12 protein-coding genes and 1 tRNA gene are annotated in these 14713 nt (G+C 43.1%); 8 read left to right on the top strand and 5 right to left on the bottom strand.

The window, feature by feature from the left end; genetic code table 11:
- Nucleotides 1-63 precede the first annotated feature (63 nt).
- The 4 genes from WA1_RS29240 to WA1_RS29225 all read left to right on the top strand — a co-directional run bounded on the left by WA1_RS29240 (nucleotide 64) and on the right by WA1_RS29225 (nucleotide 5322).
- Nucleotides 64-270, top strand: coding sequence for an RRXRR domain-containing protein (locus WA1_RS29240; RefSeq protein WP_017747044.1), 207 nt, complete (start codon nucleotides 64-66; stop codon nucleotides 268-270).
- Nucleotides 267-3794 carry a response regulator gene (locus WA1_RS29235; RefSeq protein ID WP_017747045.1) on the top strand — a complete coding sequence of 1176 codons (3528 nt, stop codon included), beginning with the start codon at nucleotides 267-269 and terminating at the stop codon, nucleotides 3792-3794. Before WA1_RS29240 ends, WA1_RS29235 begins: the two co-directional genes overlap by 4 nt.
- 87 nt (nucleotides 3795-3881) lie before the next feature.
- On the top strand, nucleotides 3882-5159 hold the full coding sequence (locus WA1_RS29230) for a hypothetical protein (protein WP_017747046.1): 1278 nt from the start codon (nucleotides 3882-3884) through the stop codon (nucleotides 5157-5159).
- Nucleotides 5160-5251: 92 nt separating this feature from the next.
- Nucleotides 5252-5322 (top strand) — tRNA-Gly (locus WA1_RS29225).
- 171 nt (nucleotides 5323-5493) lie between these two features.
- On the opposite strand, the gene pstB is transcribed toward WA1_RS29225, so the two are convergent.
- From pstB to pstS, 4 genes are all read right to left on the bottom strand, one after another.
- Nucleotides 5494-6300 (bottom strand): phosphate ABC transporter ATP-binding protein PstB, encoded by an 807-nt coding sequence (gene pstB / locus WA1_RS29220; RefSeq protein WP_017747047.1) that lies wholly within the window; start codon nucleotides 6298-6300, stop codon nucleotides 5494-5496.
- Nucleotides 6301-6347: 47 nt separating this feature from the next.
- The gene (pstA, locus tag WA1_RS29215; RefSeq protein WP_017747048.1) at nucleotides 6348-7235 is read right to left on the bottom strand and encodes a phosphate ABC transporter permease PstA; all 888 of its coding nucleotides are present in this window, start codon (nucleotides 7233-7235) and stop codon (nucleotides 6348-6350) included.
- A 20-nt stretch (nucleotides 7236-7255) separates the two neighbouring features.
- Nucleotides 7256-8206, bottom strand: a complete 951-nt coding sequence (gene pstC, locus WA1_RS29210) for a phosphate ABC transporter permease subunit PstC (RefSeq protein ID WP_017747049.1) — start codon at nucleotides 8204-8206, stop codon at nucleotides 7256-7258.
- A gap of 240 nt (nucleotides 8207-8446) precedes the next feature.
- Complete coding sequence (gene pstS, locus WA1_RS29205; protein ID WP_017747050.1) at nucleotides 8447-9646, bottom strand: phosphate ABC transporter substrate-binding protein PstS; 1200 nt, start codon at nucleotides 9644-9646, stop codon at nucleotides 8447-8449.
- A 410-nt stretch (nucleotides 9647-10056) separates the two neighbouring features.
- Here pstS and WA1_RS29200 point away from each other — a divergent pair, with 410 nt between their 5' ends.
- On the top strand, nucleotides 10057-10644 hold the full coding sequence (locus WA1_RS29200; protein ID WP_017747051.1) for a biotin transporter BioY: 588 nt from the start codon (nucleotides 10057-10059) through the stop codon (nucleotides 10642-10644).
- Nucleotide 10645: 1 nt separating this feature from the next.
- A complete protein-coding gene (gene lspA / locus WA1_RS29195; RefSeq protein ID WP_026135067.1) occupies nucleotides 10646-11116 on the top strand; it encodes a signal peptidase II in 471 nt (156 codons plus the stop codon).
- 153 nt (nucleotides 11117-11269) lie between these two features.
- On the opposite strand, the gene WA1_RS29190 is transcribed toward lspA, so the two are convergent.
- Nucleotides 11270-11944: a hypothetical protein gene (locus tag WA1_RS29190; protein WP_017747053.1), complete on the bottom strand. Its 675-nt coding sequence runs from the start codon at nucleotides 11942-11944 to the stop codon at nucleotides 11270-11272.
- A 76-nt stretch (nucleotides 11945-12020) separates the two neighbouring features.
- Here WA1_RS29190 and WA1_RS57365 point away from each other — a divergent pair, with 76 nt between their 5' ends.
- Both WA1_RS57365 and WA1_RS29185 read left to right on the top strand, forming a co-directional pair.
- A complete protein-coding gene (locus WA1_RS57365) occupies nucleotides 12021-12197 on the top strand; it encodes a hypothetical protein (protein WP_017747054.1) in 177 nt (58 codons plus the stop codon).
- Between the two features lie 183 nt (nucleotides 12198-12380).
- A complete protein-coding gene (locus tag WA1_RS29185) occupies nucleotides 12381-14648 on the top strand; it encodes a transglycosylase domain-containing protein (protein ID WP_017747055.1) in 2268 nt (755 codons plus the stop codon).
- Nucleotides 14649-14713: the final 65 nt, after the last annotated feature.

Raw genomic sequence — 14713 nt, 5'->3', positions numbered from 1 at the left:
GTTTGGATACGTCGGCTTTAAACGGTCTTCGAGGCAAACTTTACCTGAAAGAGACTTGCAGCAATGCAAAATTATGTGTTCGTTATTGACCAAAACAAACAACCTTTCAATCCCGTCCATCCAGCACGGGCGAGGGAGTTGCTGACAAAACAAAAAGCTGCTGTTTACAGAATGTACCCGTTTACCATCATCCTGAAACACTTGATACATAACTACCACTACGGATTATTATTTATGCGTCTGCCGTTGCAGCAGGAAAGCGGTGCATGAAATCCCAAGCAAACAGTAAACCCACTATTTTGGTTGTTGACGACGAACCCGACAACCTTGATTTGCTGTATCGTACCTTTTATCGAGACTATAGGGTACTGAGAGCAAACTCAGGTCCAGCAGCACTAGAACTGTTGGCAAAAGAAGAAGATGTGTCAGTCATCATCTCCGATCAACGGATGCCAATGATGAGTGGTACAGAATTTTTGAGTTTAACAGCAACTCAATATCCAGACATTATTCGGATTATTTTAACTGGCTACACCGATGTCGAAGATTTGGTGGAAGCAATTAATGCTGGTAAGGTATTTAAATATGTCACTAAACCGTGGGAAGCCGAAGAACTAAAAACATTGGTACGCCAAGCGTTGGATACACACAATGTTTTGAAAGCCCGAACCCGCGAATTAACCCGTACTCTCCGCCAAGAGTCGCTGCTGAACACTGTTACCAATACGATTCGTAGCGCTTTAGATTATCGGCAAATTTTACAAGCAATTGTAGATACTGTAGGTCATATGTTGGAGGTGGACGTGTGTCTTTTACGTCCCTTTCAAGATAACCAACTGGTGAATGAAGAATTTATTTATCAAAAAGCAAGCGGGGAGAAATTGGAGACTGGGAACAAGGGAGCCAAGGAAGAAATTTCTCCCTCACTCCCTCACTCCCTCACTCCCTCACTCCCTCACTCTCCCCCTCCCTCCCTCTCCCTCCTCGCCCAAACACTATGGGAAACTCGTGAAGTTCAAGTCATTAATCAAGTCGCTACGGACGATCGCATCCAAAGCGATTGTCCCGAATTGAAAAGTCGTGTAACAGCTTTTGCTGCGGCTGAGATTTGCTCTAGCTTAATAGTACCTCTCATCTGCCGACAAGAACTGATGGCTGTACTCGCCTTGCACCAGTGCAAAACACCTCGGATTTGGGAGGAAGACGAGGTGCAGTTAGTGATGATGGTGGCAGATCAAGCAGCGTTAGCTCTTTCTCAAGCCCACGCTTACGAGCAAGTCCGTGCTTTGGCAAAGCGGGAATCTCTTATTAATACAATCACCAGTGCAATTCGCTCTAGCTTAGACCCTCAAGAGATTTTTGCTGCTATTACCCAACAACTGGGACAAGCTTTACAAGTGGACGGTTGTGTTCTGTCTTTATGGACAGAGGAAGATGAATTTGTCCAACGTGTGGGTTTGTATGACAGTTTTCAGAACAATTTATTAAGTGAAAATTCTCTTCAGCACGAGCAGAACGGGAAGCAAGAATTACCCATATCTCAGTCGTCTATTCAAGAAAATCCTATTCTACAAGAAATATTGCGGACACAAGAACCAATTGCGATCGCTGATATGAACCAATGTCCGCCGGAAATCAGAGGATTTGATTTGCCCTTAAGACTCCCAGCCCGCTCGCTTTTGGTAGTTCCTTTACTGGCTGATGGTAAAATTACAGGAAGTATTACCCTGCGAGAAAATAACAGGGCAAGAAAATGGCAAGCATCAGAAATAGATTTGGCGAAAGCCGTCGCATCTCAAGCCGCTATTGCCGTACAGCAATCACGCCTCTATCAAAAAACTCGCGAACAAGCCGAGCGTTTATTGGAATTAGATAGACAAAAAACTGAATTTTTTCAAAATATTTCTCACGAGTTCCGCACTCCTATAACTTTAATTCAAGGACCATTGGAAGCAGCCGTTGCTTCAAAAGAAGGACTGTCTTACTCACAAAGCACGATCGCATTACGTAACTCCCGTCGTTTGTTGCGGCTCGTCAATCAATTGCTAGATTTACAAAGATTAGATGCAGGTAGAATGCAGCCCGGTTTCCGTCCCTGCAATTTAGCTGAATTTGTGAATCAAATTATAGAATCGTTTCGCCCCTATTGTGAAAAAAAGGGATTGCACCTGCTGAGCAAGCTAGAAGATTGCCCTACGGTCTATTTGGATACGGAAAAATTTGACAAAGTGGTGTATAATCTCTTGTCGAATGCCATGAAATTTACGCCAAATGATGGCATTATCAGCGTTACGGTGCGATCGATAGGAGATCGGTGTTTATTGCACGTACAAGATACCGGAATTGGTATTATTAAAGAGCAAATTCCCTACTTATTTGAGCGCTTCCGTCAAGCAGAAGGTTCAGAGAATCGCTCTTATGAAGGAAGTGGTTTGGGTTTGGCTCTCATTAAAGAATTGGTAGAACTCCACGGTGGTGAAGTCGCTGTGGAATCAGTATATGGAGAAGGGACAACCTTCACTGTGTCCCTGATTCCTGGTAGTACACACTTAAATATTGAGCAAGTTCTGGAAACACCGTGTGAGTTAAATATGAGTCGCGCTAGCGTAGAGTTAGCTGACTTGGAACTCGTAGAAGAAGAAACTGGAGATTGGGGACAAGGGACATGGGAAGATGAGAAAGCCAACACAGTTAATTCCTCAAACACATCTATTGCATCAATCTTAGTCGTAGACGATAATCCAGATCTGCGAATATATGTATCTGGCATTCTACGTGCTAATGGCTACCAAGTACGTACAGCACGTAACGGTTTAGAAGGTTTGCGGATTGCTAGGGAATTTGTACCTCATTTAATTGTTAGCGATTTGATGATGCCTGTAATATCAGGATTAGAAATGATTCGGGAAATCCGCAATGAGGAAAAGTTAAAAGGAATACCTATTATTTTACTGACAGCAAAAGTTGACGAAGAAACTCGGATTGAAGGTACAGAACGCGGTGCAGATGCTTATTTAGCAAAGCCATTTAATGACCGGGAACTTCTTGCAGAAGTTAGAAACCTTTTAGCCCTGAAAGCAAACGAAAGAAGAGTATTAGAGTTAAATACTTATTTGACAGAGTCAGTTTTGAAGCGGTTTTTGCCAACAGTTTTGGTACAAAAAGCAGCAGTAGGAGATCTAGTTTTAGATTTACGACCAGAACCTCGTTTAATTACAGTTTTGTTCAGTGATATTGTCGGTTTTACTCAACTATCAAATACTTTGAGATCGCGTCGAGTTGCAGAATTATTAAATGAATATTTAGAAGAAATGACACGAGCCGTGTTTAACAACGGCGGTACAGTAGATAAGTTTATGGGGGATGCCATATTAGCTCTATTTGGAGCACCAGAAGAACTCACACCCAATGAACAAGTACGGCGCTCTATTAATACAGCTAGAGCCATGCTGCGATCGCTCTCACAATTGAACAAGCGTTGGAGAGAGCAAGGCGTTTTTGAAAGTGACGGACGTACAGGCGTTCAGTTTCGCTGCGGTATTCATCAAGGTACAGCAGTTGTGGGAATGTTTGGAAGTTCTGAACGCGCCGACTACACAGCCATTGGTCCGAGTGTAAACATTGCAGCTCGATTGCAACAAGCAGCACTTCCCGGTACTATACTGGTTTCTGCAGCCGTAGCCGATTATTTGCAAGATGAAGAAATTACCAAATGCAGCCCCTTGGAACTCAAAGGAATCGATGAAACAGTTCTTACCTTTTCTGTAACACCAGAAGTTGTAGCTAATAGATAATGGTTAGTTGTTAGTGGTTAGTTGTTAGTGGTTAGTATGAAAAATAACGACTAACGACTAACCACTATCTAATAACAATTTCTCAATATGACACAACCTGTTGCTGACCAAACTCCAATACCAGAAAGAACTTACAGGCGACATACCGATCCACCTGGTTTGTGGATTGCTGTCGCCTTAGGTTCTATAAGCCTGCACTTGCTGCTATTTTGGCTGTTGCGATCGCATGGATTGAGCCTTTTGCAAAAAACCTCTTCTACTGCTATACCCATAGAATTTATAACGATTTCTGCAAAAAAAACTCAATTAAAAGCTTCACCTAAAAGACAACCAACAACGCCAAAACCTTCGTCAGTAAAGCTTCCAAAGCAAGTGGCTCCGAAGAGTTCAGCAGCCAAATCCTCTCCTGTTGAAGACAGGAATGCTATTGCTTTTACAAAGAGTCTGCCAATCTCAATAAATGAGAATGTTAAACCCAAAAACCCAAAAACTCAACCTAAAGTCGCTTTAGAGCCAGAACCAGAACCAACAAATTCAATTCCTCCAGAGGAGCAAGAACCAGAATCAACTCCTTCATTGGATACTCCCCAAGACGAGCCACCAGAACTGACTCCTTCACCTGACACTCCTCAAGACGAGCCACCAGAACCGACTCCTTCACCTGACATTACGGAGACTCCAGAACCAGACCCCACTCCATCATCTAGCCCAGCCGTTGATGACCAACAGCCAGAGCCGACTTCTTCGCCCAATCTTGAGGAAAATACTGATACAACTTCTCAAGAGCTAAAAAATCAAGAGAACAGCGATCGCGCTTTTAATCCACAAAATAACACGACCAATTCTAGCAGCCCCAATCCCTCACCTAGCGAGACTAATAATTTACCAGATAATCTTCCTAAAACAGAGGGTGAAGTTGCTGTAGGTAAAGAAACGCCATTGGCAGATTTGGCTCCACCAGTGCAACCACAACAATCACCACCAAATACACAACAAGGAGGAACAGGAATTGCGAGTTGGGATATAAAAACAGATGACGAACGAAGAAACACTCCAGAAAACTCAGTTCAGCCTATAGGAAAAATTCAGCAAAAAAAATTAACCCTTTCATCCGAGCCAGAACCCACACCTGGACCCATAACTTTTCAAGCCACTTTATTGATTGACAGCAATGGAAATTTTATGGATGAAGTCCAAATACATCCGTCAATTTTAGAACCTCAACGCAGTCGATATCGAAAGTATGCGCTCGAACTTTTTAAAGACCAAAAATTTACTTCTGCAAAAAGCGTCAACGGGAACAAGCGTGAAATCAGAACTCCTGTTGTAAGTATCACTATACAGCCAGTAAACAGTGACCAGTGACCAGTGACCAATAACAACTAACAACTAACAACTAACAACTAACCACTTGTCATTTCACAAACATTGTGTTATCTTTAAATAGTTGGAAATTTGCGGGCATAGTTTAGTGGTAAAACCATAGCCTTCCAAGCTATTGATGCGAGTTCGATTCTCGCTGCCCGCTTGAGAGTCAGGGTATAAAATTTCAGATAGAAAGACGATCGCCATGAGCGAATCGCATAAAGTAGTAGCGGGTCGCAAAAACCGATCAAAAATAAGAGTGAGCATTGCTCACCCTACTATATTTTGAATAACTTGCTTCATTGGTAATAATTACAACAAACTGATATAATTCTTAACCAAATTTCCCACTGACGTATTCTCTAGTGGCTTCTTGTTGTGGATCTTGGAAGATTGACTCCGTGCGATCGTATTCCACAAGATAACCTGTACGACCTCCCTTATCAGAGGTTTGGACGTTAAAAAATGCAGTTAAATCGGATACACGTGAAGCTTGCTGCATATTGTGGGTCACGATAATGATTGTGTACCGCTCTTTAAGTTCGTGAATCAAGTCCTCAACACGCAAGGTAGAAATGGGGTCAAGCGCAGAACAAGGCTCGTCCATCAAAATCACTTCAGGCTGAACTGCGATCGCACGAGCAATACACAAACGCTGTTGTTGTCCTCCAGAGAGAGACAGTCCGCTTTGTCGTAGTTTGTCCTTCACTTCATCCCACAAAGCTGCTTGTTTAAGAGATCTCTCCACGAGTTCATCCATATCACCTTTGTAGCCGTTGAGTCGAGGACCAAAGGCAATATTGTCATAAATTGATTTTGGAAATGGGTTTGGTTTTTGAAACACCATCCCAATTCTTCGGCGTACCACAACAGGGTCGATATGAGGTGCATACAAGTCCTCACCCTGATACAAAACTTTCCCTTCAGCTCGAAAAGTTTCAATTAGGTCATTGAGGCGGTTGTAGCAACGCAGTAAGGTACTCTTACCACATCCAGAAGGACCGATGAAAGCAACTACCTTATTTCTGGGAACATCAAGCCAAATATCCTTTACTGCTAAGAAATTACCGTAGTATACATTAAGCCCTTCTGTACGGAAAACGGTTCCCGTTTGATTTTCACTTCTAACGTTAGTTGTCATATCATTTTTGGAGATTGAATCTTAGAAGAGTGTTAAACTATGCAAACTTAGCGCCGTTCGCGAGTTGCCCAACGAGCAATGATGCTTGCGATCAAAACCAACAACACTAAGATGAGAGATGCTGCCCAAGCCAACGATTGCCAGTTTTTGAAGGGAGCAATTGCAAAGTTGAAGACCAAAACTGCCAGAGAAGCGGTGGGTTGAAATAAAGTACTCGGCCAAAACTGAGAAAATAGAGCAGTAAATAGCAAGGGGGCAGTTTCCCCAGCTGCCCGAGCGATCGCCAGAGTTGCGCCAGTTACAATAGCTGGAACAGCTGCGGGTACAACGACCCAAGAAACTGTTTGAAAGTTAGTTGCTCCCAACCCAACAGCAGCTTGCCGTAAATCTTGTGATACTAATTGCAAAGCCTCATCAGTAGTACGCACAATAATTGGCAACATGAGAATTGACAAAGCTGCACCGCCAGCAACTGCTGAAAAACTCCCTGTTGTAGCGACAACAATACCGTAAGCAAACACCCCAGCGATGATCGAGGGAACTCCACTCAGAACGTTAGTTGCAAAGCGAATCCACCGAGATAATTTACCAGAACTAAATTCTGTCAAATAAATGGCTGCCAAGACTCCAAATGGAACACTAATTAAAGCGGCAATCCCCACCATAATTAGTGTTCCCACAATAGCATTGCCAAAACCACCTCCTTTCACTAAAGGTGGTGGTGGTAATTTAAAAAATAAATCGAGGCTGAGACTGCTAAACCCTCGAATCAACACGTAAGTCAATACTGCCAACAAAGGCAAAAGAGCCAATATCCCGCATAGAAATGCTATGCCAGTCATTGTGGTACTAAAAAGTGTCCGAGATGACATAGGAGCGCGAGCTAAGTTGCCAGTAAATCCGCCACCAGGCTGGTTTGGAACAGTTGAAGTCATATTTCAAATCTACCCACTTCCTACAGTCGCTTGACTCTTAAAACGATCATCTCTGCCAAAATATTGACTATCAGAGTTAATACGAACAGAATTAGCGCTGCGTACATTAGAGCGCTGACTTGTAAACCGCTTGCTTCTGCAAACTGATTTGCCAGTAGCGAAGAAATTGTATTGGATGGTGCAAACAACGAAGGGCTAATCGTGTTAGCGTTACCAATAATCATTGTGACAGCCATTGTTTCTCCCATTGCCCGACCGAGTGCCAGCATTACGGCACTGACGATCCCAGAAAAAGCAGCAGGAATGAGAATTTTAAAAATGGTTTCCCATCGGGTCGCCCCCAACCCGAAAGCAGCTTGACGCAAACTAGAGGGTACGGAAATAAGAGCATCGCGGGATATGGCTGTAATAATTGGCAGAACCATAATTGCCAATATAACCCCGGCAGGTAATAAGCCCGGACCTGTAGGAACAGTACTAAAAAATGGAATCCACCCAAAGTTAGCATTCAGCCATTTTCCAATATCCGTCAATATAGGAATGAGCACAAAAATTGCCCAAACTCCATAAACAACGCTAGGAATAGCTGCTAGCAGTTCTACTAAGAAAACTATGACTGTTTTAACAGGTAATGGTAACAAATTTTCGCTCAACAATATCGCAGTACCAACACCGATTGGGACTGCTATAAGTAGCCCGATGAAAGCGCTCATCAATGTTCCGTAGATTTGCGGTAGCACTCCATAGTCACTTGTGACTGGATTCCAAGCACTTTTTATCAAAAAACCAAGACCAAATTCTCGAATTGCAGGTCCTGCTTGAATGGCAACCTGAATTGCTATCCACAATAGAAGTGCTGCAACTGCCAGTGCAAAAATCCGAGTTAGCCAGATAAAGCCATTATCTATTGATTTTTCAACTTGAGAGCGAGGTTGAATAGTAGGTTGATGATTCTCAGCTTGCGTATTCATCTCATGATTTCACTCATTAACGGAAAAAAGTGGGAGCAAACCGCGTAAAAATTAAAGGGGAATAGGGAGTCGGGAGTCGGGAGTCGGGGGTAGGGAATATCTTTTTTTCACGAGCAGTTGCAAAATTTTTCCATGATTAGCTGACTTGAAAATAGGGGTCAGAAAAAACCCCATGCCCAATGCCCAATGCCCAATGCCCATTTTCACAAGTCCTGGTTGAAATTTGCAAGTGTTGTTTGTCTATTTGCCAGTGCTTGTAGCAGCAGTTGTATTGCCAGCAGCATCCCCTGCAATTTTATAATCCGGGCTAATAGTGTCAGCCGCAGCTGCAACTTTTTGCACTACAGGTTGAGGAAGAGGAACATATCCTAATTCTGGAGCCTGTTTTTGACCTTCCGTTAAGCCGTACTCAATCATAGCTTCCACTGCCTTGGCTTTTGCAGCATCAGGATATTTCTTGTAAGCCAAAATCCAGCTGTAAGTCACGATAGGATAAGATTCCGCCCCTTCTGGATCTGTAATAAAAGCGCGGAGATTGTCTGGCAAGGTAACGGATTCAAGAGTTTTAGCTGCTGATTGATCCGAAGGCACAATAAATTGTCCTGCCTTATTTTCTAAGGATGCAAATTTCAACTCATTTTGTTTGGCGTAGCCATACTCAACGTAACCAATTGCTCCTTGTGTCTGTTGTACCTGAGCCGTTACACCTTCATTCCCTTTAGCACCTACCCCTGAAGGCCAACTTACAGTTTTGCCACTACCAACTTTGGATTTCCATTCTGGACTAACTGCGCTTAAGTGGTCAGTAAAAACGCCTGTAGTACCACTACCATCCGATCGGTGTACGATTGTGATTGGTGTATTGGGTAAGTTAACACCAGGGTTGGCCGCAGTAATTTTAGGATCGTTCCAAGTCTTGATGTTACCAAGAAAAATATTGGTATAAACTTCCCTAGGGAGTTTGATCTGCTGATCGACTCCTGTTAGGTTGTAGGCTAACACGATACTACCAGCAGTCATGGGTAGTAACAGAACACCTCTGTCTACCTTCTTAATTTCTTCATCCTTCATCGCAACGTCGCTAGCACCGAAATCTACAGTGCCTTTGATAAATTGCTCTACACCAGCACCACTACCAACTGACTGATAGTTAACTTGCAGGCTGGGATATTTTTGGTTTAGTCCTTGGAACCAAGCTGTGTACAAAGGTGCTGGGAAAGATGCTCCAGCACCAGTTAACGATACATTACCACCTAAATCGAGTTTTGCCGGTCCGGTAGCAGTTGTATTTGTAGCAGCGCCAGTATTCTCACTGGTGTTGTTACCAGTTTGTGCTTGCTGTTCTCCACCACCACAAGCAGCTAAGCTCAGGGTAAGTGCAAGTACTGAAGCTGTTCTCGTTAGGCGAGAAGAATTAATGACAGGGTAATGGAAAAGCATGGACATGTAGTTTTACTAATTTTCCAGCTAAGCGTTTATACTATACAGCTGTAGAGTAAAGAAAAGGTTAACAGAGTTGGACTAATTATTTTAGTTTAAATTATCTCAAATAAATTAACATTCTTTACTAATCGGTTTCTAATGAAATAAGTTAGTGAAAAATCAACAATATGCTTTAGTAATTTTGTACTAAAAATGATAATTTTTCAAGTTTATGTGTAGCAGGTTGTAAAATTTGGTCATTCTCCAACTGGAGACGGCTGCGATCGTCTCTGTAACTGTACAAATAAAATAATGGTTATTCTTGTGATAATTAAGCAATATTTCCCATTCAATAAATTCAGAAAATCAGATACCATTGTTGATTTTTCACTTTATTTATAAAAGTCCTTCACGCGAGCGCTTTGTCAATGCTAGCTGCATCCAATCAATTATTGTGGTCTATGATTGGCTTACTGCTGACCATGGGTGGTACGTTCTTAGAAGCCCATGTCACCACCTTACCTTGGAATTGGAGCCACCAGGGAGTTCACACTTTCTCTCTAGGGGTCACCTATCAAATTGGTGGGGTGCTGCTAGTTGGCTGTTTGGGAGGCAAAAATGCTGGCGCACTCTCACAAATTGCTTACCTAGTTATGGGCTTGACCTTACTACCCGTATTTGCTGAGGGTGGTGGAATTGGCTACGTCAAACTATCCCACTTTGGCTACTTGCTAGGTTTTATTCCAGGGGCGTGGATTTGTGGATATTTTGCCTTTAAAGCTAAACCCAGACTGGAAACTCTAACGTTTAGTTGTTTTTGTGGGTTGTTAACCGTCCACATCTGCGGTATTACTTATTTGATTATCAGTTCTGTTTTACAGTGGCAAGGTACAGAAACTTTGCCTTTAACGCAAGCAATGCTTAAATACTCCTGGTTTGCATTACCAGGACAATTAGCCGTGGTTTGCGCTGTAGTTGTCATAGCATATGTCCTACGCCATCTCATGTTTTACTAGTATGCGTATAAAAAATCATCTCTTCTGGGTTGCGGCTGTGGTGGCTTTTTGCTTAGACCAACTGACGAAATATTGGATAATGCAAACTTTTAACTTGGGACAAACCCAAGCCTTATTACCTGGAATATTTCACTTTACTTATGTCACCAATACTGGTGCAGCTTTTAGTTTATTATCAGGAAAAGTAGAGTGGTTGCGCTGGTTATCATTGGGAGTTAGTCTAGTGTTGATAGCAATGGCATGGTTCGGTCCTGTCTTACATTTTTGGGATCAACTGGGCTACGGTTTGATTTTAGGCGGAGCAATTGGTAATGGGATCGACAGATTTATTCTAGGCTACGTTGTTGATTTTCTCGATTTTCGGTTAATTAACTTTCCAGTATTTAATTTGGCTGATGTCTTTATCAATACCGGTATTGCTTGCCTGCTAATTTCTACTTTTCAAAAAACACCAACTTCTCATCACAGGTAGTGTTAGAAATACTGGTCATTGGTCACTGGTCACTGGTCACTGGTTAATAAAGTAAGGGGTAAGCTAACTTAGTCAACTTACCCCTCACTCTTGATTTTTCAAAGAAGCATCATTTCAAGCAGATTGGTATAAGAATTACACCTAAATACTTAGTTATTTTGAATCACCTGTGCTGGGCTTTTCGGAACCAGAACCTTGAGAAGGAGTGGTTGAACCGCCAGGACCAGTGCTACCTGGAGTGCCGTTATCACCAGGGGTAGAGGTGCCTTCTGGAGTAGTGCTGTCAGGAGCATCTGTACTACCAGGAGTGCCAGGGACTGGAGGCACTGGAGTGATTTGTTGAGTACCAGTACCGCTATCTGGAGTACCTGTTGTACCAGATGGTGAAGCAGGTAGAGTATCACCACCGGGAGGGTTTGTACGAGAAGGATCGGTTGCACCGCCAGGAGGAGTTTGAGAAGGCTCAACTGTACCGCCCGGACCGGTCATGCCGGGAGTGCCGTTATCACCGGGGGTAGATGTACCTTCTGGGGTAGTAGTGTTAGGAGCACCTGTTGCAGGTTCTTTGTTAGTATTCTGAGTGTCTGAACTACCGCTAGAGGGGGTTTGAGTTGCTCCTGTACCACCTGTTTGAGCACACGCAGAATTCAGGGGGAAATTTTGACACAGGATTTTCTTGCCCTCTGGGGAAAGTTTGAATGGTTTAGCAGTAGATGGCTGACCACTTTGAGCAATCCGCTCAAACTTATCTGCTTGGGCAACAGCAACGTTGCTTGAAAACGCTAAAGCAATTGCTGTACCGATGAAGGCTAGATATTTTCCGTTCATACTTCTTAACCTCAACACCTCAACGGAGTACTTCCGCTTATTTAAACAGACAATAGCACATAGAAAATCATCCTAAATGAGGATATATATTTTTGCCTTAAAATATGCTTATGTGTTAGAAAAGAAAGATTTATCATTGGTTGAAAAATTTATGGCGCTTGATGATAGCACATTATTGAGACTTTGGATGATTATTTTTTTGAAAATTGGAGATTCTAAGATGAGCATGACAATGGGAAAAAACAAGCTATAACAAGATAAACCAATGACAAGGTTAATAATAACATCAGTCAACGGATATAGATAGTTAAGTTGAATCGGGAACTGTCAAGTGCAACTAACGTCTTCATAGGCTTATGAGTACAATGGTGGAATACTTGGTATTAAAGACAAAAAACCCCGGTTCTTCACTCATACAAAGTAGTGTCAATAGCAGATGAGTTCCCCCCAACCACCTCAAAAGCCACAAACTTTGCTTGGTCAAATAACTCAAGCAGTACAGACAATTCAAGCTAGAGTAGATTTCTCTAAACTGGCACTCAAGCCTAATGCCAAAGTACCGGAACTCTGGGTGCAGGATGCGGGGACAGATAAAGCAGAGGTATATCCCCTATTGGGCGATCGCTACATACTGGGACGCAGTTCTAAGTCCTGCGATATCGTGGTTCGCAATCCAGTCGTCAGTCAAATTCACCTATCACTTTCAAGGGATTCCAGCCAACGAATTCCCGCGTTTGTCATCAAAGATGAAGAATCTACAAATGGCATTTATCGAGGCAAGCGGCGGGTAAAATCCTTAGAGTTGTGTCATGGTGATGTTCTTACCCTCGGTCCGCCAGAACTAGCAGCTTCAGTCAGATTGCAGTTCGTCAATCCACCAGCCTGGTACGTGAGAGCAGCAGGTTGGACAGGGTTGGGTGTGACTGGCGCAGTTTCTCTAGCGGCACTTGCGATCGGTATTGAATGGTTAAAAGTAAGTGTCAGACCCTTACCAGGTGCAACGCGAGCACCCGTTGTGATTTACGCTCGTGATGGAGAAACACGACTGCGCGAACCACGAACAAACGCCCACATTGATATGAAAAAGTTGCAGGATTTTGGTCCTTATTTGCCTGCAGCAATTGTTGCTTCGGAAGATAGCCGGTATTACTGGCATTTTGGAGTTGACCCGTTGGGAATTTTACGAGCTGTGTTTATTAATACTCGTAGCGGTGATGTCCAACAAGGAGCCAGTACTGTTACCCAACAAGTTGCCCGGAGTTTATTTCAGAGTTATGTAGGTAGACAGGATTCTCTGGGACGGAAATTCCGAGAAGCAGTTGTTGCCTTAAAGTTAGAGACATTTTACAGCAAAGATGACATTCTGCTGACCTATTTAAACAGGGTTTTTTTGGGAGCAGATACATCAGGTTTTGAAGATGCGTCTCGGTACTACTTTGACAAGTCAGCCAAGGAATTAACTCTTGCAGAAGCAGCAACACTGGTGGGAATTTTACCTGCGCCCAACGCCTTCGACTTTTGTGGAGATAGCGATAACAAGCTGAGAACCATAGAATACCGCAATCGCGTACTGAGACGATTGCTGGAAATGGGCAAAGTTAAACAAGATGAGTATAACAGAGCAAGGCGATCGCCCGTTGAGGTGAGTTCTAAAGTTTGCGAACAGCAAGCAAAAACCATTGCTCCTTATTTTTATAGTTATGTCTTCCAAGAACTAGAAAAGATTTTGGGAAAAGAACTAGCAACAGAGGGAAACTTTATTATTGAAACTCAGCTAGACCCACAAATTCAGTCAAAAGCAGAAACGGCGTTACGCAATCAAGTTCGCAGTGCCGGAAAAAATTTGGGATTTTCTCAAGGAGCTATGGTAACTCTTGATACTAGTACAGGCGCGATCTTATCTATGGTAGGTGGTACAGATTACAGAACCAGCCAATTCAATCGCGCCGTTCAAGCAAAAAGGCAACCAGGTTCCACTTTCAAAGTTTTTGCCTATACAGCAGCTATTGAGCAAGGAATTTCGTCAGGAAGGTCTTATTCCTGTGCGCCTTTACGCTGGGGAGGCTTTACTTATAAACCCTGCCGCACGGGGGGGGGAAGTTTGACAGTTTCCACGGGGCTAGCTTTATCTGAGAACCCTATCGCCTTGAGAATTGCTCAAGATGTCGGGCTAGATAAAGTTATATCAACAGCACGACGATTGGGAGTCAAATCCCAGCTAGATGAAGTCCCTGGGTTAATACTGGGTCAGAGCGTGGTTAATGTATTAGAAATGACAGGAGCTTTTGGTGCGATCGGCAACAACGGTGTATGGAACCGTCCCCACGCCATTAGTAGGATACTAGATAGCAGTGATTGCCGCGATCGGAATGACCCAAAGACTTGTCGTGTCATTTATTCATTTGACCAAGATCCGGAAGCAAACAAGCGAGTTTTGTCACCTGAAATTACCGATACAATGGTGCGGATGTTGCGCGGAGTTATAACAAATGGTACGGGTCGCAGTGCAGCTATTGGATTAGGCGAAGCAGGTAAGACGGGTACAACAAATAAAAATGTTGACCTGTGGTTCATTGGCTTTATCCCTCAACGACGTCTAGCCACAGGAATTTGGCTGGGAAACGATAACAATTCTCCAACATCTGGCAGTAGTGCTCAAGCAGCACAACTCTGGGGAAATTATATGGGGAAAATTACTAAGTGAATAGTTGTTAGTTGTTAGTTGTTAGTTGTTGGTTGTTGGTTGTTAACCACTAACCACTAACCACT

Origin of the sequence: Scytonema hofmannii PCC 7110, from assembly GCF_000346485.2 — a bacterium.
Lineage (GTDB): Bacteria > Cyanobacteriota > Cyanobacteriia > Cyanobacteriales > Nostocaceae > Scytonema > Scytonema hofmannii.
This window is presented reverse-complemented; position numbering and strand designations above follow the sequence as displayed.